Here is a 20,629-nt window from a genome sequence, read left to right on the forward strand (position 1 = left end):
GTGCGGTGGCCCGGCCCCGCCGGTGGGCGGGCTTTCCCGCTCCCCCACCGGCGGGGCGCGCCGAAGGTCACCCTTGCGGGGGCAGATCCGCCGGTGTCAGGAGCGTCAGTTCGGCGTCGTCGACGGACTCGAGGTCGACGTCCGGGCCGGCGAGGCGCAGCGCCTGCGCGGCGATCGCCTGCTCCAGCAAGCCGCGGGCCGAGCGGCCGTTGGCGAAGCCGCTGCCGCGGTCGATCCCGGCCATGACCGCGGGCAGCGCCGCGGTGAGGTCGGGGGCGAGCCGGTAGCCGCGCTGGGTGGTCATCGCCGTGAAGATCGCGGCCAGCTGCTCGTCGGAGTAGTCCGCGAACTCGACGGTGCCGCCGAAGCGCGAGCGCAGGCCGGCGTTGGCGTCGAGGAAGCGGTCCATGTCGGCGGGGTAGCCGGCGGCGATGACGATCAGGTCGTCGCGGTGGTCCTCCATCTGGACCAGCAGCTCGGCGATGGCTTCCTGGCCGTAGTCGGCGTGGCCGCCGCCGTAGGTCTGCACGAGGGCGTAGGCCTCGTCGATGAACAGCACGCCGCCGAGCGCGCGTTCGCACACCTCGCGGGTCTTGGGCGCGGTCTGGCCGAGGTACTCCCCGACCAGGTCCGGCCGCGCGACCTCGACCAGGTGCCCGGACGTCAGCAGCCCCAGCTCCCGGTACAGCCGCCCCATGAGCCGGGCGACGGTCGTCTTCGCCGTGCCCGGGTTGCCGGTGAAGACGAGGTGGCGGCTGCTCGCCCCGACGGGCAGGCCGGCCTTGCGCCGCCGCGCGTCCAGCCGCGCGCCGGCGACGAGCGCGCGCACGCGTTGCTTGACCGCGTCGAGGCCGATCATGCCGTCGAGCTCGGCGAGCAGGTCGTCGAGACCACGGCGTGGTCCGGCGTCGTCCGTGACCGCGACGCCGGACTCCCCGGCGCCCGGCAGATCGGCGGCGACCAAAGTGGACAGTGCCGACGCCGGGGTGTCCGGCTGCGCCGCGAGCCGGGCCGACTGCTTGCCGATCGTCGACTCCAGCACGCCGCGCGCGGAGCGGCCGTTGGCGAAGCCGCGCCCACGCGGGATGCGGCGCATGGCCTCGGGCAGTTCCGCGAGGAGGTCGTCGGAGAGCTCGTAACCCTGGCCTCGCGCGAGGACGCGGTAGATCCCGGCGAGCTCGTCGGCGGTGTAGTCGGGGAACTCGATCCGGGTGGCGAACCGCGAGCGCAGACCCGGGTTCGTCTCCAGAAAGCCGTCCATCTCCTTCGGGTAACCGGCGGCGAAGACGACGAGGTCGTCGCGGTGGTTCTCCATCTGGAGCAGGATCTCGGTGACGGCTTCGCGGCCGTAGTCGTCGTCCTTGTCCAGCGCGAGGCTGTAGGCCTCGTCGATGAAGAGCACACCGCCCGACGCGCGTTCGCACACGGCGCGAGTCTTCTTCGACGTCTCGCCGACGTACTCGCCGACCAGGTCCGGCCGCGCGACCTCGACGACGTGGCCCTTCGGCAGCGTCCCCAGCGCCTGGTAGATCTTGCCGAGCAGCCGCGCGACGGTCGTCTTGGCCGTGCCGGGGTTTCCGGTGAGCACCAGGTGTCGGCTGCGGCTGGCCACGGGCAGGCCCGCGTCACGGCGCCGGGCGTCGATCTGGGCCTCGGCGACCAGCGCGCGCACGCGCTGCTTCACCGAGTCGAGGCCGATCATCGTGTCCAGCTCGGCCAGCAGCTCCTCGATCGGCTGCCCGCTCCGCTGCTCGGCCGCGGCGACGAGCGGCGCGAGGTGCTGCTGCGTCAGGTGGATCCGGCCGTCCGCCGACGGACCGCTCGCGACGGCTTCCCGCCCGGCGGCGTCCAGCAACGCCTCGACACCGCGGGCGCCGGCGGAGAGGTTCGCCAGCTGCGCCAGCCGGTCGCGGACGTCCGGGGGCAGCACAAAGGAGCGCTCGACCGCGACGACGTCCAGCAGCGCGGCCGCGTGCGCGTGCCGGGTGAACTTCGGCAGCCGGTACTGCAGCACGGCGGAAACCAGGTCCGGTGCCTCGGTGCGCAGCCGCTCGGCCACGCGCTCGGTGCCCGCGAGCACGAGCAGGCGGCAGCTGCCTTGGTCGTGCGCGTAGTCCCGCAACGCGCGCAACACACCGGCCGGATCCTTGTCCAGGAGCGTGTCGAGGTCTTCGACGAGGACCAGCGCCGGGTCGGTGCGCCGCGAGACAAACCCGCGCAGCGCGTCGCCGGCCGAGTCTTCGTCGCCCAGCACCTCGGCCGCGCCGACCGTGACGAAGTCCTCGAACCCGACGTCGGCCGCGCCGAGCTCGTCGCGCACCGACCGCCACAGCCGGCTCTGCCCCGTGTGCGGCTGGCCGACGAGCAGCACCAGCGGGTTCGGCTGCCGGTTGCCGGAAGCGTTGCGCCGTTCCCATTCCTGGTACGCGACGGTCCACTCGGCGTACGCCTGCTCGTACCGCTGCTGCTCTTTCCGGCCCCGCGCGCGGTTGCCGGCGGCGAGCAGGTCGAAGGTCATCGAGCGGGTGTTGCGGGCGAGGTCGTCGAGGAGCCCGCCCTGCTTGCCCTGGGGTCGCTCGGGTTCCGGCGGCGGCGGTTCACCCGAGCCACCCTGGCCGTGTCGCGTGCGGTCGGCCCACGAGACGACCTGCACCACGCGGCGCACGAACTCGGCCGCCGGCTCGTCGCCGGAGACGAACCCGCCGCCGCTCAGGTTTTCCACCCGGACGGGGGTTTCCGCCGGACGCGCCGGCGTCGGCGGCGCGACGGGACCGGCCGGACCGCTTTGCGGCGACGCGGGTTGAGCGGGCACCGGCGCGGACGGGAGCGGCGGTGCCTGTGCCGGCATCGGCGGTGGCGCGGACCGACCCGGCCACGACTGTGCGGGCACCGGCCCGGACTGGGGCGGTGGCGCGGGCGGGAAACCGGTCTGGACCGGCTGAGCGGGTGGCGGTCCGGGCGGCATCGGCCGTGCGTTTTGCCCGCCCGGAGCACCAGGTCCGGCCGGCGCCGCGAACGGTCCCCGCGGACCACCTCGGCCGCCAGGTCCCGGGCCCGGCTGCCCGCCGTTCGGCGGCACCATCCGAGTCCCGGCCCGATACGCCGGATCCGGCGGCACCACCCCGAACTGCCACGCACCACCCGGTCGTGACCACTGCCACGGCTGTCCCGGCACCAGCAGCCACGAAGTGCCGTCCGGTCCGGCCAGCGTCGTCGTCCGGTCCGCCGCAGCCTCGGCCTGGGCGGCCTGGAATGCGTCCCACCCCGCGCGCGTCATCTCCCCCGCTTCCCCCTGTCGATCTCCCGGTGCCGCAGCATACGGGGATCAGGGAACCGGGGCGATCACCACTTCAGAGCGGCCTTCATCTGCTTGTCGGCGATGGGGGCCAGCGTGGTCAGGAAAGTGGCGGTGAGGTGGTTGTCGTCCATGTACACCAGCACGTTGCCGACCACCGGCGGGCAGGTGTCCTTGTCGCAGAAGTAATCCGTGAAGTCGAGGAACGACACGTTGCCCGGCACGCCGCGCGTACTCGTGTACGACGGCGCGGCCGGCTGCACGGCGTCGCGGTCGAGCACGCACACCGGGTTGGTCGGACCCTGCTGCGCGACGCAGGCGGCCATGTTGAACGCGAACCGCGGATTGTCGCGCAAGGCCACCACGGGGATGCCGGCCTTGTCCATCGCCGACCACTGGTTCACGAAGCCCGCCGGGGTCGTCTCGGTGATGCCCGCGTGGGTGTTCACGCTCGCCAGGGTGACCACGGCGTCGGGGTGCATCGCGACGATCTCGTCGGCCGCGGCCTTGTTCCAGTCCATGCAGGCCTGGTCGCCGGGCATCAGGTCGGCGTTACTGGAGAACGGGCAGGCGCCCTTCAGCATCGACGTCACGGCCCAGCCCTCGGTCTGCACCATCGGCAGGAACGCGGCGAGGTACTGCTGCATGTGCGAGTCGCCGACGAGGACCACGCGCTTCTTCGGCGGGCCTTCGGGGTTCTGCGTGCAGACCTTGAGTTCCTCGTTGCGCGGCGACATCGTGCATTTGTCGTCGGTGATGCCCGCCCAGTCTTCGGGCAGTTTCAGCGTCGGCGGCACGATCGAGGGCTCCGCAGAACCGCGGTAGGCGAACCCGGGTGCGTGCGCGGCGGCTCCGGGGTGGTCGGCGTCCGCGAGCGAGATCGTGTAGTTGGCCTGTGCCGAGGTGTACGTGCCCCACACACCGGCCGCGATCAGCACCGGTGCCAGCGCCAGAATGCCGAACCGGTAGGCGCCCCAGCGCTTCACCGTGCCGATCTTCGACAACCGGATCGGGTTCTCGATGAAGTGGTAGGTGAGGATCGAGAGCACGAACGACGCGCCGATCACCACCGCGCCGCCGAGCAGACCGACGGCCGCGCGGTCACGCACGACCAGGTAGAACACCAGCACCGGCCAGTGCCACAGGTACAGCGAGAAGCTCAGGTTGCCGAGGTAGCCCAGAGGCTTCGAGCTGAGCCAGCGGTCGGCGCCGAAGACGGTGTTCGTCTGGCCGGCCACGAGCACGAGCCCGGCCGAGAGCGTCGGCCACAGCGCGATCCAGCCGGGGAACACCGAGTCGACGCGCAGCACGATGCCGCACAGCACCAACCCGGCCACGCCGATCCAGCCGAGCACCACGCGCAGGCCCCGCGGCAGCGTGAACGAGTCGAGGAACATCACCATCAGGCCGCCGAGCGCGAACTCCCACACGCGGGTGAGGCCGTGGAAGTAGGCCAGCGGCTGGTCGACGGCGGTGAGGTACACCGAGTACGCCAGCGAAGCCACGAACAGCGTGATGAGCAGCGTGTTCACGGTGTGGCGCAGCGACAGCCCGAGGCGGCGCACGAGGAAGCCGAGCGCGACGAAGACCAGCGGCCACAGCAGGTAGAACTGGCCCTGGATCGACAGCGACCAGAAGTGCTGGACCAGGCTCGCGCTGTTGTGCTGGGCGAAGTAGTCGACGGAGTCGGCGGCCAGCTGCCAGTTCTCGTAGAACAGCGCGGAGGCGAAGACCTCGCGAATGGTCTGGAACCAGCGGTCCTCGGGCAGCAGCAGCGTGGAGACGACAACCACCGCGAGCAGCACGGTCATCGCCGCCGGGAAGAGCCGCTTGATCATCCGGCCCCACATCGGCCGCAGCTCGATCTTCCCGCGCAGCAGCGCGCGGTAGAGCTGGCCGGTGATCAGGAAGCCCGACACCAGGAAGAACACGTCGACGCCGCCGGAGATCCGGTCGAGCCACACGTGGTAGACCACGACCAGCAGCGAGGCGAGGGCTCGCACGCCCTGCAGCTCGGGCCGGAAACGGCTCTGTGCCGCACTGGGCGCCGGAGGCTTACCGGGTCGTTCAGGCGCGACCACGGTGGTCCCGGACATGCACTTCCTCCCCCAGAGGCCACCTGGGGCGGCCTGATGTTCTGAGCGGCTACTGATCGATCAGGGCGTGCAATAGCTATACGTGAAGGCCGTTCCGCTCACGCATCCGGGGTACCTCGATCGAGCCGTCCGGGGCGCCGGGCGCCGCGATCGATATCTTGGACCGTGTGCCCCTTGACTCCGTCCGACCCACTGTCCGCCGCGCGCGCATAGCCGACGTCCGCAAGATCAAAGCACTGGTCGACGCCGACGCCGGCCGCGTGCTGCTCGAGAAAGACCTGGTCACGCTGTACGAGGCGATCCAGGAGTTCTGGGTGGCGGTGGACGAGGACGGCACCGGCGACGAGGACGTGCTCGGCGCCGCCGCGCTGCACGTGCTGTGGGAGGACATCGCCGAGCTGCGCACGGTCGTGGTCGACAAGGCCGCGCGCGGCCGGGGCATCGGTCACGCGTTGGTGGGCCGGCTCGTGGACGAGGCGCGCGACCTGGGCCTCAAGCGCCTGTTCGTGCTGACGTTCGAGACCGGCTTCTTCCTGCGCCACGGCTTCGTCGAGATCGACGGCACGCCCGTGTCGCACGAGGTCTACGAGGAGATGCGCCACTCGCTCGACCCGGGTGTCGCGGAGTTCCTCGACCTGCCCTACGTCAAGCCGAACACCCTGGGCAACTCGCGCATGCTGCTGGAGTTCTAGACCGGCCCCCAGCCAGGGACGAGGTGCGCCGGCGCGCGGCCTCGTCCGTCCGGAAAGCCGAAAACCTCGGGCCCTTCGCTCACGCTCGGCCGATTGCGGGCGCGCGCCGGCCTCCCCGCGGCCAAGATCGAGTGCGGCCGCCGCGGCGGCCGAGACGATCTTCGCCTCGCGACAGGGAGCCCTGATGGAGTTCGACCACGTCCTGACCACCACGCCGTCGGTGCGGCGCAAGCTGGACCTGCGGCGTCCGGTGGAGAACGAGGTGCTCGCCGAGTGCCTCGAGCTGGCCCTGCACGCGCCCACGCCCGGCAACCAGCAGTCGTGGCGCTGGCTAGTCGTGCGCGACCAGGACGTGAAGAACCGGCTGGGCGAGCTGTTCCGCCGCGTCGGACTGGCGTACCTGGAGCAGTACGCGGACGTCGCCGCCGCCGACCCGGCCATGGCCCGCTCGGTCGCCTCCGGCCGGCACCTGATCGACGTGATCGAGCAGGTCCCGGCGTTCGTGGTGCCGTGCGTCGAAGGCCGCACGACCGGCGCGAACGTGGCCGACGCGGTGCTCTACGGCGGCATCTTCCCCGCCGTGTGGAGCTTCCAGCTGGCCCTGCGCTCACGGGGCCTCGGCTCGACGCTCACCACCTACCACCTGCAGACCGAGGCCGAGGCGGCCGAGATCCTGGGCATTCCCGAGGGCTACACGCAGGCCTGCCTGCTGCCTGTGGCCTACACGACCACGACCGACTTCAAGCCCACCCCGCGCCGCCCGCTGTCGGAGGTCGCCTACCTCGACCACTGGGGAAAGACGCTCGGCTGATCAGCTCACCCGCAGCGTGATCCGCTCGCCCGCGCGGCTCACGTCGACGAGCTCGACGTGAGCCGCCGCGTACGTCAGGTCGTGCGGCCCGCGCCGGCCGGTGTGCAGCTGCGCCGCGGTCTGCTCCCCGCGCCCCGGCTGGCTCAACGACACGGCCACGACCGCGTCACCGGCCCACACGCACGTGACGTTCGCCGGACACCGCGAGTCCTCGACCAGGCGCGTGTACCGCACGGTCAGGTCCTTGGTGCTCAGCTGCGCCTCCTGGCCGACCTTGAGCGTCACGTCCCGGCCGGGCTCCGCCGGCACGGTCCCCACCGCCGCGGCCGGCGGCGGCGCGCCGCCCGCACCGTCGAGCGTGTGCGCGAGCGCCACCGAACTCCCCGCGCCCACCGCGAGTACGGCGACGGTCCCGATGGCCAGAGCGAGCTTGTGCGCGTCCATGTGATCAGGACGGAAGGATCACCGGTCCTGGTTGCACCACCGCGTCAGAAGTCCTCGTCGTCCGAGTCGCCCGGCGAGGCGTCGCCGCCGCGGATCATGAACAGGACGCCCTCCAGCTCTTCCGGCTTGATGAGCACGTCGCGGGCCTTCGAGCCCTCCGAGGGGCCCACCACGCCGCGGCTTTCGAGCAGGTCCATGAGGCGGCCGGCCTTGGCGAAGCCGACGCGGAGCTTGCGCTGGAGCATGGACGTGGAGCCGAACTGCGACGTGACGATGAGCTCGGCGGCCTGGAGCAGCACGTCGAGGTCGTCGCCGATGTCGGGGTCGATCTCCTTCTTCTCGCCGGCCTTCTGAGCCGTGACGCCGTCGGTGTAGTCGGGCTGGGCCTGGTCCTTGGCGAACGAGACGACGGCCGCGATCTCCTCGTCGCCCACGAACGCGCCCTGGATGCGGACCGGTTTGCCGGCGCCCATCGGCAAATACAACGCGTCGCCCATGCCGATGAGCTTCTCGGCGCCCGGCTGGTCGAGGATGACCCGCGAGTCGGTGAGCGACGACGTGGCGAACGCCAGCCGCGAGGGCACGTTGGTCTTGATCAGGCCGGTGACGACGTCGACCGACGGCCGCTGTGTGGCCAGCACCAGGTGGATGCCGGCGGCGCGCGCCTTCTGCGTGATGCGCACGATCGCGTCTTCCACGTCGCGGGGCGCGGTCATCATGAGGTCGGCCAGCTCGTCGACGATCGCCATGATGTACGGGTACGGCCGGTACTCGCGCTCGCTGCCCGGGGGCGCCGTGATCTCGCCGGAGCGGACCTTGCGGTTGTAGTCGTCGATGTGGCGGACCTTGTTGACCTGCATGTCCTGATAGCGCTGCTCCATCTCCTCCACCAGCCAGGCCAGCGCGGCGGCGGCCTTCTTCGGCTGGGTGATGATGGGCGTGATCAGGTGCGGGATGCCCTCGTACGGCGTGAGCTCGACCATCTTCGGGTCGATGAGGATCATGCGGCACTCGTCCGGCGTCGCGCGGGCGAGCAGCGACACCAGCATCGAGTTGACGAAGCTCGACTTACCGGAACCGGTCGAGCCCGCCACTAGCAGGTGGGGCATTTTCGTGAGGTTCGCGGTGACGAAGTGGCCCTCGATGTCCTTGCCGAGCCCGATCACCATCGGGTGGTTGTCCTTGACCGTGGACGGCGCGCGCAGCACGTCGCCCAGGCGCACCATCTCGCGGTCGGAGTTCGGCACCTCGATGCCGACGGCCGACTTGCCGGGGATCGGCGCGAGCAGCCGGACGTTGTCCGTGGCCACGGCGTACGCGATGTTCTTCGTGAGCGCCGTGATCTTCTCGACCTTCACGCCCGGGCCGAGCTCGACCTCGTAGCGCGTGACCGTGGGGCCGCGGGTGAAGCCGGTGACCTGCGCGTCGATGCTGAACTGGTCGAGCACGCCGGTGATCGCCTCGATCATGGCGTCGTTGGCCTTGCTGCGGGATTTCGGCACGTCGCCGAGCTTCAGCAGGTCGGGTGACGGCAGCTGGTAATCGCCCTCGACGGTCCGCGTCATCGCCAGCGGCGGCTCCGGCGCCTTCTTCGGCTTCTTCTCCGGCACCTCTTCGGCGGGCTTCGGCTTGGGCGGGCGCACCGGCATCGGCGGCTCGGCCAGCATCGCGTCGAGGTCGAGCTGCTCGCCCTCGGTGTCGGCGCTGCTCTGGCGGCGACGCGACGGCTTGCGCAGCCGCACGGCCTTCGGGTCGGCCTCGATGGGCTCGTCGGCCTCGGGTTCCGCGTTGTCGCCCTCGAGGTCGGCCAGCTCGTCTTCGTCGAGACCCCACGTGCGAAGGCGGTGCGGGATCTCGCGCACGGGCGTGCCGGTGAACACCAGTACGCCGAACAGCAGCGCCAGGATCAGCAACGGCACTGCGACCCACGTGGTGACGCCCTTGGTCAGCAGCCCGCCGGACAACAGCCCGATGATGCCGCCGGCGTACATGCGGCCGTCGTTGGTTTCGGGCAGCGCCGTGAAGATGTGCAGCATCCCCAGCACGGACAGCACGACCAGCCCCGTGCCGATCACCATCCGCGGCCGGGTCTCGGGGTTCGGCTCCGACCGCATCAACGCGACCGCGACCACCACCAGCACCAGCGGCAACGTCACCGCGCCGGCGCCCAGCACCGTGCGCGTTGCGACCTCCACGGCCGCCCCGATCGGCCCCGCGGCCCGCCACCACACGCCCACGGCCGCGACGATCGCCAGCGCGATCAGCCCCAGCGCCAGCCCGTCACGGCGGTGTTCCGCCTCCAGCTCCCGCGTGCGCCCGACCGTGCGGGCCAGCGAGCCGACGCCCTTGGCCACCAGGTTCCACGTGCCGCGCACCCCGCGCCCGAACGCGCCGGACTTCGCCTTTCCCCGCCGCGGCGGGGGTTTGCGCGCCGCACTCCTCGGCCGTGACCCAGAACTTGAAGAACGCGACCCGGAAGCCCCGGACGAGCGCGGCTTCGCCGGCGTGCGCGAACCACGCGCCGGTGCCTTCCCGCCGCTTCCCGCCGTGCTCCGCTTCCTCGTCGCCGACCCAGACATGCCTCCACGGTAACGGCCCGGGACCGATAGTCACATGCGCCACTCTCAGCGCAGGAGAAACAATCGTCGCGAAGGTCCCGGCCGACCTGGTGGATCTCCGCTCAGCAGAGCGATTCGGCCGCCGCGAGGATCTTCTCGGCCTTCGCCTGGTCGACCGACACATCGGCGCTGATGAAATACCAGGTCACGCTCGCGAGCACGGCCGCGTGGTCCTTGCCCTGCGCGACGTCGTCGCACAGGTCGTGCGCGTGCACGATCGCGGCGCCCATGTTGGTGACGAGGGCCGGGTCGATCGAACCGAGGGCCGCGAGGTAGGCCCGCTCGCGTGGTCCGATCGCGACGGCCCGCGGCGAAGGCTTTGGCGTCGGCACCGGGGCGGGGTCCGGGCCGCCACATGCGGTGAGGAGGACCAGCGCGGTGGGGATCGGGACAAGTTTGCGCACGGCCGCTACAGCGTGGGTGCACGCTGGTTCGTTACGAAGCCGAGGTCACGTGGTCAACCACCCCACCGGGCCGAGATCGGCTTCATGACATGCTCTGCCCATGTTCGCGCTGCAACAGGACGACTTCCCGGCCCCGCGTCGTGCCCCGGCGATCTGGCGGACGATGCTCAACATCGACCGCGGGCTGGTCAACATGGTGGGCCGGCTGACGGTGTCGGGGGCGGTGCCGCGGGAGCTGCGGGGGCGGCCGTTGCTGATGGCGGCGAACCACATCGGCGTGTTCGACGCGTTCGTGCTGATGGCGGCGTGCAAGAGGATCGGCATCAACCCGCGGTTCATGCTGGCCGGGGGCATCCTGGACGCGCCGGTGATCGGGCCGGCGCTGCGCGTGAGCGGGCATCTGCGGGTGGACCGCAAGCACGCGGCGACGGCCATCGGGCAGTTCGCCGAGGCCGTGGAGGAGCTGAAGACCACGCGGGAGCCGATCGTCGTCTACCCGGAGGGGCGGATCAGCCACGACCCCGGGCTGTGGCCGGAACGCGGCAAGACGGGGGCGGCGCGCCTGGCGCTGGCCGCGGATGTCCCGGTGATCCCGATCAGCCAGTGGGGCGCGCACGAGGCCGTGTACTGGGGCACCGAGACCGTGAACGGCCCGGCCGACCTGGTGCCGCTCGCGCGTTCGGGCCTGAGTGCGCCCCTGCGGCGGCCCAGGTTCAAGGTGCACTTCGGGGCGCCGGTGGACCTGGCGGACGTCGAGCCGGAGCGGCCGGGCGCCGGGGTGCGCGCGCACGCGAAGATCATGCAGGCGATCACCGACGGTCTCGTGCCGCTGCGCCGCGACGAGCCCGTGCGGCCGCGGTTCAACGACCCGACGCGGCCGACGGACACCGTGAGCCCCTGGAAGCCGGGACCGCCCACCCCTCGGACAGCACAGTCCTGAACCCGCGCTTTCGCCTAGAGTCGCGGGGCGTGAGCACACGCATCCTCGTCGTCTACTACAGCGCCACCGGCAACACCGCCGCCCTCGCCTCCGCGCTGGCCGAGGGCGCCCGGGAGACCGGTGCCGAAGTCCGGGTCCGGACCGTGCGCGAGACCGCGCCGCCCGAGGCCGTCGCGAGCAACCCGCGCTGGCAGGCGTGGGTGGACTCCGGTCCGCACCACGAGTACGCCACCCTCGCCGACCTCGAGTGGGCCGACGGCATCGCCGTGGGCAGCCCCACCCGCTTCGGCGGTCCCGCGGCCCAGCTGAAGTCCTTTTTGGACAGCACGGGTGGCTTGTGGGCACAGGGAAAGCTGGCCGACAAGGTCGCGACGTCGTTCACCACGGCGTCGACCGCGCACGGCGGCCTCGAGGCGACCGTGCTGGCCACGAACAACATCTTCTACCACTGGGGCGCCATCGTCCTGCCGCTCGGCTACGGCGACCCGCACCTGAAGGAGTCGGGCAACCCCTACGGTGGCTCGTTCGTCTCGCGCAAGTCCGCTGCGCCCGACGACCTGGCGCTCGGCGCGCTGACCCGGCAGGGCAAGCGCCTCGCGACGATCACCACCCACGTCGCCACCGGACTGAAAGCGGACGATAACCGCTAAAACGGTTTCGGTGGTGACGCGAAAGTCGTACTGTCGACGAGCGTGACCACCGAACTGCCCGTCCTCGCGCCACCCCGCGTCGCGCACCGCGGCCGCGGGGTGGCGTTCGTGCTGCTCGCCGCGCTGTTCTTCAGCACGTCGGGCACGCTCGGCAAGCCCGCGATGGCCGCCGGGATGACGCCGGAGCAGGTCGCGACGTTCCGCATCGGCTTCGCTGGCCTCCTTCTTCTCGCCGGCACGGCCGCCATCGCGCCGCGCACGCTCAAGGTCCGCCGCGGCGAGTGGCCGATGCTGCTCGCGTACGGGCTGCTCGGCGTCGCCGGCACGCAGCTCGCGTACTTCATCGCCGCCGACCGCGTGCCCGTGGGCATCGCGATCCTGCTCGAGTTCCTCTCCCCCGTGCTGATCGCGCTGTGGGTGCGCGTGGTCCGCCGCACGCACCTGCCGCGCGCCATGTGGGCGGGCATCGGGCTCGCCATCGCCGGCCTCGCGCTCGTCGGCCAGGTCTGGCAGGGCCTCACCCTCGACGCGATCGGCGTCCTCGCCGGCCTGGGCGCCGCGGTGTGCTCCGCCGGCTACTTCCTCATCGGCGAACGCGCCGTCGCCGACCGCGATCCCCTCGGCTTGGTGACGTGGGGCATGGTCATCGGCGCCGTGATCGTGTCCGTGGTCAGTCCACCGTGGACGATCCCGTGGTCACTGCTGGACCACGCTGTGGAGTTCGGCCCGTGGACGCCCCCGATCTGGCTGCTGCTGACGTTGCTGGTGCTGCTCTCGACCGTGCTGTCCTACCTGCTCGGCATCACGGCGCTGCGCCACCTGCCCGCCTCGGTCGCCAGCGTGCTCGGCCTCCTCGAACCCGTCACGGCGACGGCCTTCGCGTGGGCGCTGCTCGGCGAGGCGCTGGCGTGGCCCCAGGCCCTCGGCGCGGCGATCCTGCTCGGCGGAGCGTATGTGGTGCAACGGTTTTCGAAAGGCGTGACCTAACCCTGCCGGGCGGGCCGGATGGTCAGGTCGCCGATCTCGACGTCGTCCGGCTGCTCGATCGCGAACGCGATGGCCCGCGCCACGGCCTCGGGCGCGATGCCCAGCGCCGCCATGGCTTCCTGGGCCTGCGCCCGCTGCCCGGGATCCTCGACGTAGTCGACGAGCTCCGTGCGGACGTACCCCGGCGAGATGGAGGTCGTCCGCAGCACGCCGTCGGTGGACTCCTGGCGCAGCGCCTCGAGCAGCGTACGCACGGCGTTCTTGGTCCCCGCGTACACGGCCTGCGCCGGCACGATCTTGAGGCCCGACGTCGACACGGTGGTCACGAGGTGCCCGCTGCCCTGCTCGCGGAACACCGGCAGCGCGGCAACGATGCCGTGCAGGACCCCGCGCAGGTTGACGTCGATCATCGCGTCCCAGCTGTCCACGTCGAGATCGCCCACCGGGGCGATCCGCGCGACGCCGGCGTTGGCCACCAGCACGTCGAGCCGGCCGAACCGGTCCACGGCCAGTGCCACCAGCCGCTCGAGATCGGCCCGCTTTGTCACGTCGACGTCCAGCATCTCCGCGCGCCCGCCCGTGGCCCGGATCCGCGCCACGAGCACCGCCAGCCGGTCGGTGCGCCGCGCGCCCAGCACCACGGCCGCACCGCGGGTCGCCAGTTCCAGCGCCGTCGCCTCCCCGATCCCGCTGCTCGCGCCGGTGATGGCGACGACCTTGCCCTCCACTGTGCTCATCTCGACCTCTCCGCCCTAAACTGACAACTGTCCGCTTACGGCTCCCACCGTACCGGACACTTGTCCACTTAGTCGAACGGAAGCGAGGTGACGCCGATGGCGAGCCGTGAGCTGCGGTCCGACGCGGTGGCCAACCGGGACCGCATCGTCGAGGCGGCGCGGGCCGAGCTGAGCAGGTCCAACGGAGCGATCGACGACCTCAAGCTCCACGGGGTCGCGAAGGCCGCGGGCGTGGGCCAGGGCACGCTCTACCGGCACTTCCCCACCCGCGAGCACCTGCTGGCGGAGGTGTACCGCCACGAGCTGACCCAGCTCGTCGAGGCCGTGCCGCCGTTGCTGGCCGAGCACCCGCCGCTGATGGCCCTGACCCACTGGCTGCACCGGCTGGTCGAGTACGCGCGCGTCAAACGCGGGGTCATGGCGGCGATCGAGGCCTCGGCGTGGCACGACCTGTACTCCGGCCAGCACCACCGGCTCGACGAAGCGCTCGGCACGCTGCTCGATCGCGGGAAAGCCGCTGGTCAGGTTCGTGGCGGGGTCGATGCCGCCGACGTCATCCTGCTCTTGGGCGCGTTGTCGCGGATCCCCGAGGCGGAGTGGGAGCCGCGGGCCGGCACCGTCGTCACGGTCATCGTCGACGGTCTCCGTCCGCCGAGAGACCCGGCCTAGCGCGCCACGAGCTGGGCCAGCGCCGCGTAGAACACCTCGCCGATCTTCGCCGGGTCGCGCGTCACGTACGCGCCGCCGCCGGTGATCGCGGTGATGGCGGACAGCTCGGTCCCGTCGGCGTCCTCGCCGATGCCGATCGCGATCACCGGCAGCGGGTGCGCCGGGTCGGCGAGGCGGGTGAGGCCGGCCAGGAACGCGTCGCGGGTGATGCCGGACGTGTCCTCGTTGCGGCCGTCGGTCATCACGATCACGACGTTGAGCACGCCGGGCTGCCAGTCACGGCGGGCGAGGGCGTAGACGTCGAGCACGGAGTCGTAGAGGCCGGTGCCCGCTTTCGGGATGGCGCGCACCGCGGTGAGCCGCGCGACGTCACCTGGCGTGAGGTGCTGCGCGACAGGCGCGAGGGGAAGCACCTCGCGGTAGTCCTTGGTCCCGTCGAGCCTCGTGGCGAACTCCCAGATCCGCACCTGCGTCGAGGGCCGGAACAGGTGCAGCGCCTGCTCGGCGGCGGCCACGGTCACCTGCATCCGGTTCAGGTTCGTGCCCCGCACACGTGCCTCCATCGAGCCCGAGACGTCCAGCAGCACCTCCGCGCGCGCGTCGAGGTTCACGCCCGCCCACTGGGTGAGCAGCACCTTGAGATCGGCGCCCGACGGCACGGGCGCGCTGCGCTGCGCGGCCGCCTGCACGTGCGGGTCGTCCTCGTGCCCGGCCAGGGCCTGCCCGGGCACGCGCAGGCCGGCTCGCCCGAGGGCCGCCGTTGCCGCGCTGCCCAGCATCGCCTGCTGCAACGCGTCGACGGCAGCGCTCTGCGCGCCACCGCCGCCGGTCAGCCGCGCGAACGGGTAGTCCAGCGCGGGCGCACCGGCCGAATACACCGCCACCAGCGGCGAAGCCCCGGAAGCAGCGTTGTGCTGCACCACGGAACTCTCCGAAGCCGGATACGCCGTCGCTCCCCCGCCGTCGCCGACGGTGAACCGCCGCAGCACCGCCGCGAGGGCCCCCGCCGGGTCCGGTGCCGAGCCCACCTCGGCACGCAACCCGACCAGCGCCGAGGTGCCCACCGCGTCGCGAGCCGGGTCCGGGATGGTGAGCACGGCGTCCGGCGCGCCGACGACGTCGGTCCAGGTCAGCGTGCGCCCCGGCCAGCCGAGGCCGCGCGCGGCGCCTTCCGCCACGGCCAGCACCACCGGGGAGCTTGCGACCGACGGTCCCGACTCCGGCACGTCCGTCGCGCCGAGCTGCCGCGCCCGCTGCAACGCGATCGTCGAGTCCGGCACCCAGACCTGCGCCCGCTCCCCGCCGGGCGCAGAAAGCTCCGCCACGGCCTGCGCGGCATCGCGCGGACGGATCTCGTACGATCGGCACCTCGCTGAAAGTCCTTGCGCCACCTGGGAAAGCACCGGGGCGATGTCGGGCGAAGCCGACACCAGGACGTGCCCCCGCGCGCACCGGGTCTCCAGCGCGGCCGCGACCCACACCGCTCCGCCGAGCACGAGCAGCACGCAGACGGCCAGCGGCACCAGCAGCCGGCTTCGTCCCCGTACGCTCGAATGACGCCCCATCGGCGCAACCCTCCTGCTCAAAGCAGATTAACGCCGCCACGGCCCGAAGCTGTAGGACGAACGGTTCAAAGCCGGACTCGTACCTGAGGGGGAGCCAGGACCCGCCTCACGCGGGATGTGCCGGGCCGCCGCACGAGCGACCATGGGACCGACCACGAGAAACGGGGGCAGCCGTGACCACACCGAACAAGTCCGAGCAGCGCCGGGCCCGCAACGCACTCGCCCGCCAGGGCGCCGTCGTCGCCTTCGCACTGCTGATCGCCGCCATCACCCGCTGAAAAACCCGGCCGGCAGCGCTGACAAAACAACCGCCGCCGCTCCCCTGACGAGGAGAGCGGCGGCGGCCGTTGACGCGAGAACTCAGACCGGGATGACTGTCGGGACGATCATCGGCCGGCGCCGGTAGGTGTCGGCGACCCAGCGCCCGACGACCCGGCGCACCGCCTGCGCGATGCGGTGGGTGTCGGTGATGCCCTCGGCCTCCGTGCGCGCCAGCTCCATTTCCACGAGCGGCACCACGGCGTCGAGCGCCTTCGGGTCGTCGGAGAAGCCGCGCCCCGACACCGTCGGGCTGCTGACCGCGCGGCCCGTGCTGGAGTCGACGGCGACGCTGATCGAGATGAACCCGCCCTCGCCGAGCACCAGCCGGTCGGACAGCGTCGACTCGCCGACGTCGCCCACCGAAAGGCCGTCCACGTACACGTGGCCAACCTCGACGCGGCCAGTCCGCGAAGCCTTGCCGTCGACGAGGTCCACGACCACGCCGTCCTCGGCGATCACCACGTTGTCGGGCGACACACCCGTGCGGATGGCCAGCTCGCCGTTGGCGCGCAGGTGCTTCCACTCGCCGTGCACCGGCATCACGTTGCTCGGGCGCACCGCGTTGTACAGGTAGAGCAGCTCGCCGGCCGACGCGTGCCCGGACACGTGGACCTTGGCGTTGCCCTGGTGCACCACGTTGGCGCCGAGCCGGGTCAGGCCGTTGACCACGCCGAACACGGCGGTCTCGTTGCCCGGGATCATCGAGCTGGCGAGCACCACGGTGTCGCCCGCGCGGATCGAGATCTGCCGGTGCTCGCCACGCGCCATGCGCGAGAGCGCCGAGAGCGGCTCGCCCTGCGAACCGGTCGAGACGAACAGGACCTTGCTCTCGGGCAGCGTGCTCGCCTGGTCGAGGTCCACGAGCAGGCCATCCGGTACCTCGAGCAGCTTCAGCTCGGCCGCGATGCCCATGTTGCGGACCATCGAGCGGCCCACGAACGCGACCCGGCGACCGTGCCGCACCGCGGCGTCCAGCACCTGCTGCACGCGGTGCACGTGGCTCGCGAAGCACGCGACGATCACGCGCTGGTCGACCCGCCGGATCACGTCGTCGAGCACCGGGCCGATGTCGCGTTCGGGCATGACGAACCCGGGCACCTCGGCGTTGGTGGAGTCGACGCAGAACAGGTCCACGCCCTCGTCGCCCAGGCGAGAGAACCCCGCGAGGTCGGTGAGGCGCCCGTCGAGCGGCAGCTGGTCGAGCTTGATGTCACCGGTGTGCAGCACGACCCCGGCGGGCGTGCGGATGGCGACCGCGAGCGCGTCGGGGATCGAGTGGTTCACGGCGAAGAACTCGAGGTCGAACGCGCCGACCTTGCGCCGCTCGCCTTCGCGCACCTCGATGAGGTTCGGCCGCTGACGGTGCTCCTTGGCCTTGGCCGCGAGCAGCGCGTTGGTGAAGCGCGAGCCGTAGATCGGCAGGTCGGGCCGCAGCCGCAGCAGGAACGGGACGGCGCCGATGTGGTCCTCGTGCCCGTGGGTGAGCACGAGGCCGTCGATGTCGTCGAGCCGCTCCTCGATCGCGCGGAAGTCGGGCAGGATCAAGTCGACACCGGGCTGGTCGTCCTCGGGGAAGAGCACGCCGCAGTCGACGATCAGGAACCTGCCGTCGTACTCGAAGACGGTCATGTTTCGTCCGACCTCGCCGATGCCGCCCAGCGCGACGACGCGCAAGGCGCCTTCGGGAAGGGCGGGCGGGAGGTTCGTGGGTCCGGGTCCGGGGGGAAGTGAGCTCACCGGGGCAAGGTCCCAACGCTGGTGTGTGAGGTGGGGGCGACGTAGGCCGCCTGGGAATCCGCTTGTGCCACCCGTGCACCATGCCAGTCCTGGGCCGCGCTGTCGCCCAGCGGCACGCCGCCCTGGGCGAGATCGGCCGCGATCAGGGCACTTTGCTCCTCCGTGGCGGGCACGACGGGCAGCCGCGGGTCGCCGATGTCGAAGCCGCGCAGCCGCAGCGACGCCTTGGCGAACGCGACGCCGCCGACGCGCGACATCGCCCGCATCACCGGCAGCATGGCGCGGTGGTTGGTGCGCGCGGTGGAGGTGTCGCCGCTCTCGTAGGCCTCGATCATCGCGCGGATGCGCCCGGCCACCACGTGGCCGATCACGCTGACCACACCGACGCCGCCGACGGCGATCCACGGCAGGTTCAGGCCGTCGTCGCCCGAGTAGTAGGCCAGGTGCGTATTGGCGATCACCTCGGAGCCGGCGATGAGATCGCCCTTGGCGTCCTTCACCGCGGCGATCCGCGGGTGCTCGGCCAGCCGCAGCAGCGTGTCGACCTCGATGGGCACGATCGAGCGCGGCGGGATGTCGTAGAGCATCACCGGCAGGTCGGTGGCGTCGGCGACCGTGGTGAAGTGCGCGAACAGGCCGGCCTGGCTGGGTCGCGAGTAGTACGGCGTGACCACGAGCAGGCCGTGGGCGCCCGCCTCGGCGGCGGCACGGGCCTGCTCGACGCTGTGCGCGGTGTTGTTGGTGCCGGCGCCCGCCACCACGGTGGCCCGGTCGCCGACGGCCTCGACGACGGCGCGGATCAGCGCCGTCTTCTCCTCGTCGCTCGTGGTCGGGCTCTCGCCGGTGGTGCCGTTCAGGACCAGCCCGTCGTTGCCCAGCTCCACGAGGTGCTCGGCGAGCTCCTGGGCCCGCTTCAGGTCCAGCGCGCCGTCGCTGTCGAAGGGCGTGGCCATCGCGGTGAGCACGCGGCCGAACGGGCGTCCGGGCGCGGCGGTAGGTGGAGTGGACATGGTGTTGACGGTACCTCGTCGAACGGGTGAACCCGGGCCCGACCTGGTGAAGATCGGAGATTTTCCCGGCCGGGCGGGCGCCGGGCGGAACATCTCGCCCCGGTCACTTGATCTTAGTGGTGATCTGCGCCGGGATCTGGGCGTTGCCGGGCTTCGCGAGCACGCAGTAGAACTCTCGGCTGGGCTGGCTGTAGTCGTTGGGCGGCGCGAGCTCCCACTGGCGCTGGGTGGGCACGATCGCCTGGTAGGTCAGGCCTGCCCGCTGGTTTTCCGGCACCACCGACGAGTGGAACGACGCCGCGCAGCGCGCCTCGGCGAGCCGGGTCACGGACTCGAGACCGGGGTAGGCGGCGACCTGCGCGCCGTCGCTGCTGTAGTTCTCGGTCGGCAGGATGTCACCGACGTCGTAGACCTCGAGGGTGTGGCTTTTCTCGCACGTCGCGCTGTTGTCGTCGCCGATGACGACACCCTGCTGCACTGCCGCGTTGAAGCAGCGGTAGGACAGGCCGATCTGCGTCTTGAGAAAGCCGTCGGGGCCGTAGGTGACGGTGGGCTGCAGCTGCGGGTCGACCTTCGGCGTCCACACGGGTTTGCCGAGGAAGAAGCCGCCGACCAGCGCGGCGACGACGAGCACGGCGGCGCCGGCGAGCCACCGGCCGCGGCGCGAGCCCTTCGGCGGCGCGGCGACCCGCGTCGGGGCGGTGCCGAGTGCCGGAGCGGTGCTGCCCGACGGCGGCGTGGGCGGCTGACCGGCCGCGGTGGCGAGCAGGTTCCGGGTCTGCGGGGCCGTGAGCCGCGCCTCCGGCTTGGTCACCAGCAGCCCGAGGATCGCCGCGGCGAGCGGGCCCTGGCCGCGGGTGAGGTACGGGACCTCGGTCATGATCGCGTGCAGCGTCGCGGCCGTGGTCGGCCGTTCGAACGCGACGATGCCCTCCACGGCGAAGAACAGCGTCGCGCCGAGTGACCACAGGTCCGACTCGGGCATGGCCTCGCGGCCCTCGACGCGTTCAGGCGCCATGAACGCCGGCGAGCCCACGATCACGCCGCTCGTGGTGAGGCGTGGGTCGTCGATGGCGTGCGCGATGCCGAAGTCGGTGAGCTTCACGCGGCCGTCGGGCGCGACCATGATGTTGGCGGGCTTCACGTCGCGGTGCACGATCCCGGCGGCGTGCGCGGCCTGCAGCGCGGCGAGCACGCGGTCGCCGATCACCGCGACGTGCGCGGCAGGCATCGGGCCCTGGCGGCGCACGAGGTCGGCCAGCGTCGGGGCCTCGACGAGCTCCATCACGATGAACGTGGTGCCGTTGTCGGTGATGATGTCGTAGACCGTGACCACGGCCGGGTCGTTGAGCCGCCCGCCGGTGCGAACCTCACGCAGCACGCGTTCGGAGAACACGGCTTGGCCCTCCGTGTCCGGCAGCCGCAGTTCCTTGATGGCCACCTGGCGGCCGATCACCTGGTCCTGCGCGCGCCACACCACGCCCATGCCGCCGCGGCCGAGCTCACCCAGCAGCAGGTAGCGGCCGGCGACGAGCCGCGGCCCGGGCGCCGGGCGAGTCGGGTCGTACGGACGCGTCTGTTCGTCGGTCACGGGGCCGGGCTCCTCGTTCGGGGTCGCGCAGATGCTAGTCGGACCGCGCGAGGCCCAAGCCG

At 71.8% G+C, this 20,629-nt stretch carries 16 protein-coding genes; 6 read left to right on the forward strand and 10 right to left on the reverse strand.

Features of this window, described 5'->3' with window-relative positions:
- Window positions 1-67 precede the first annotated feature (67 nt).
- Entirely contained in the window at window positions 68-2,722 is a 2,655-nt protein-coding gene (locus tag AB0H62_RS14910) for an AAA family ATPase (protein WP_360586428.1), read from the reverse strand.
- 620 nt (window positions 2,723-3,342) lie between these two features.
- Window positions 3,343-5,391, reverse strand: coding sequence for an acyltransferase family protein (locus AB0H62_RS14915; protein WP_360586430.1), 2,049 nt, complete (start codon window positions 5,389-5,391; stop codon window positions 3,343-3,345).
- Between the two features lie 167 nt (window positions 5,392-5,558).
- Here AB0H62_RS14915 and AB0H62_RS14920 point away from each other — a divergent pair, with 167 nt between their 5' ends.
- Both AB0H62_RS14920 and AB0H62_RS14925 read left to right on the forward strand, forming a co-directional pair.
- Window positions 5,559-6,083, forward strand: coding sequence for an amino-acid N-acetyltransferase (locus AB0H62_RS14920; RefSeq protein WP_220242269.1), 525 nt, complete (start codon window positions 5,559-5,561; stop codon window positions 6,081-6,083).
- Between the two features lie 184 nt (window positions 6,084-6,267).
- Window positions 6,268-6,894, forward strand: a complete 627-nt coding sequence (locus AB0H62_RS14925; RefSeq protein ID WP_360586432.1) for a nitroreductase family protein — start codon at window positions 6,268-6,270, stop codon at window positions 6,892-6,894.
- Here the strand turns inward: AB0H62_RS14925 and AB0H62_RS14930 are convergent, their stop codons facing one another.
- The 3 genes from AB0H62_RS14930 to AB0H62_RS14940 all read right to left on the reverse strand — a co-directional run bounded on the left by AB0H62_RS14930 (window position 6,895) and on the right by AB0H62_RS14940 (window position 10,360).
- Entirely contained in the window at window positions 6,895-7,338 is a 444-nt protein-coding gene (locus AB0H62_RS14930) for a hypothetical protein (protein WP_220242271.1), read from the reverse strand.
- A gap of 44 nt (window positions 7,339-7,382) precedes the next feature.
- On the reverse strand, window positions 7,383-9,917 hold the full coding sequence (locus AB0H62_RS14935; protein WP_360586435.1) for a DNA translocase FtsK: 2,535 nt from the start codon (window positions 9,915-9,917) through the stop codon (window positions 7,383-7,385).
- Window positions 9,918-10,018: 101 nt separating this feature from the next.
- On the reverse strand, window positions 10,019-10,360 hold the full coding sequence (locus AB0H62_RS14940) for a DUF732 domain-containing protein (RefSeq protein ID WP_360586437.1): 342 nt from the start codon (window positions 10,358-10,360) through the stop codon (window positions 10,019-10,021).
- Between the two features lie 100 nt (window positions 10,361-10,460).
- On the opposite strand from AB0H62_RS14940, the gene AB0H62_RS14945 reads away from it, so the two are divergent.
- The 3 genes from AB0H62_RS14945 to AB0H62_RS14955 are packed head-to-tail and all read left to right on the forward strand — an operon-like array spanning window position 10,461 to window position 12,937.
- Window positions 10,461-11,300, forward strand: a complete 840-nt coding sequence (locus tag AB0H62_RS14945; RefSeq protein ID WP_360586439.1) for a lysophospholipid acyltransferase family protein — start codon at window positions 10,461-10,463, stop codon at window positions 11,298-11,300.
- Between the two features lie 29 nt (window positions 11,301-11,329).
- Window positions 11,330-11,950, forward strand: coding sequence for an NAD(P)H:quinone oxidoreductase (wrbA, locus tag AB0H62_RS14950; protein ID WP_220242275.1), 621 nt, complete (start codon window positions 11,330-11,332; stop codon window positions 11,948-11,950).
- Window positions 11,951-11,992: 42 nt separating this feature from the next.
- On the forward strand, window positions 11,993-12,937 hold the full coding sequence (locus AB0H62_RS14955; RefSeq protein WP_220242276.1) for an EamA family transporter: 945 nt from the start codon (window positions 11,993-11,995) through the stop codon (window positions 12,935-12,937).
- On the opposite strand, the gene AB0H62_RS14960 is transcribed toward AB0H62_RS14955, so the two are convergent.
- Window positions 12,934-13,674, reverse strand: a complete 741-nt coding sequence (locus AB0H62_RS14960; protein WP_360586441.1) for an SDR family oxidoreductase — start codon at window positions 13,672-13,674, stop codon at window positions 12,934-12,936. The genes AB0H62_RS14955 and AB0H62_RS14960 overlap by 4 nt on opposite strands.
- 96 nt (window positions 13,675-13,770) lie before the next feature.
- On the opposite strand from AB0H62_RS14960, the gene AB0H62_RS14965 reads away from it, so the two are divergent.
- The gene (locus tag AB0H62_RS14965; protein WP_220242278.1) at window positions 13,771-14,343 is read left to right on the forward strand and encodes a TetR/AcrR family transcriptional regulator; all 573 of its coding nucleotides are present in this window, start codon (window positions 13,771-13,773) and stop codon (window positions 14,341-14,343) included.
- Here AB0H62_RS14965 and AB0H62_RS14970 read toward each other — a convergent pair.
- The 4 genes from AB0H62_RS14970 to AB0H62_RS14985 all read right to left on the reverse strand — a co-directional run bounded on the left by AB0H62_RS14970 (window position 14,340) and on the right by AB0H62_RS14985 (window position 20,567).
- Window positions 14,340-15,908, reverse strand: a complete 1,569-nt coding sequence (locus AB0H62_RS14970) for a substrate-binding domain-containing protein (protein WP_360586444.1) — start codon at window positions 15,906-15,908, stop codon at window positions 14,340-14,342. The genes AB0H62_RS14965 and AB0H62_RS14970 overlap by 4 nt on opposite strands.
- 360 nt (window positions 15,909-16,268) lie before the next feature.
- A complete protein-coding gene (locus AB0H62_RS14975) occupies window positions 16,269-17,966 on the reverse strand; it encodes a ribonuclease J (RefSeq protein WP_220242280.1) in 1,698 nt (565 codons plus the stop codon).
- Window positions 17,963-18,976: a 4-hydroxy-tetrahydrodipicolinate synthase gene (gene dapA / locus AB0H62_RS14980; RefSeq protein WP_220242281.1), complete on the reverse strand. Its 1,014-nt coding sequence runs from the start codon at window positions 18,974-18,976 to the stop codon at window positions 17,963-17,965. The genes AB0H62_RS14975 and dapA overlap by 4 nt, the downstream gene beginning before the upstream one ends.
- A 103-nt stretch (window positions 18,977-19,079) precedes the next feature.
- On the reverse strand, window positions 19,080-20,567 hold the full coding sequence (locus tag AB0H62_RS14985; protein ID WP_220242282.1) for a serine/threonine-protein kinase: 1,488 nt from the start codon (window positions 20,565-20,567) through the stop codon (window positions 19,080-19,082).
- Between the last annotated feature and the right edge of the window lie 62 nt (window positions 20,568-20,629).

This window comes from Amycolatopsis sp. NPDC050768, assembly GCF_040654155.1.
Lineage (GTDB): Bacteria > Actinomycetota > Actinomycetes > Mycobacteriales > Pseudonocardiaceae > Amycolatopsis.

Excerpts from the sequence above, each read along its gene's own strand:
- AB0H62_RS14915 (WP_360586430.1), bottom strand. The coding sequence starts at position 5,391 with ATGTCCGGGACCACCGTGGTCGCGCCTGAACGACCCGGTAAGCCTCCG.
- AB0H62_RS14925 (WP_360586432.1), top strand. The coding sequence starts at position 6,268 with ATGGAGTTCGACCACGTCCTGACCACCACGCCGTCGGTGCGGCGCAAG.
- AB0H62_RS14930 (WP_220242271.1), bottom strand. The coding sequence starts at position 7,338 with ATGGACGCGCACAAGCTCGCTCTGGCCATCGGGACCGTCGCCGTACTC.
- AB0H62_RS14935 (WP_360586435.1), bottom strand. The coding sequence starts at position 9,917 with ATGTCTGGGTCGGCGACGAGGAAGCGGAGCACGGCGGGAAGCGGCGGG.
- AB0H62_RS14945 (WP_360586439.1), top strand. The coding sequence starts at position 10,461 with ATGTTCGCGCTGCAACAGGACGACTTCCCGGCCCCGCGTCGTGCCCCG.
- AB0H62_RS14960 (WP_360586441.1), bottom strand. The coding sequence starts at position 13,674 with ATGAGCACAGTGGAGGGCAAGGTCGTCGCCATCACCGGCGCGAGCAGC.
- AB0H62_RS14965 (WP_220242278.1), top strand. The coding sequence starts at position 13,771 with ATGGCGAGCCGTGAGCTGCGGTCCGACGCGGTGGCCAACCGGGACCGC.
- AB0H62_RS14970 (WP_360586444.1), bottom strand. The coding sequence starts at position 15,908 with ATGGGGCGTCATTCGAGCGTACGGGGACGAAGCCGGCTGCTGGTGCCG.
- dapA (WP_220242281.1), bottom strand. The coding sequence starts at position 18,976 with ATGTCCACTCCACCTACCGCCGCGCCCGGACGCCCGTTCGGCCGCGTG.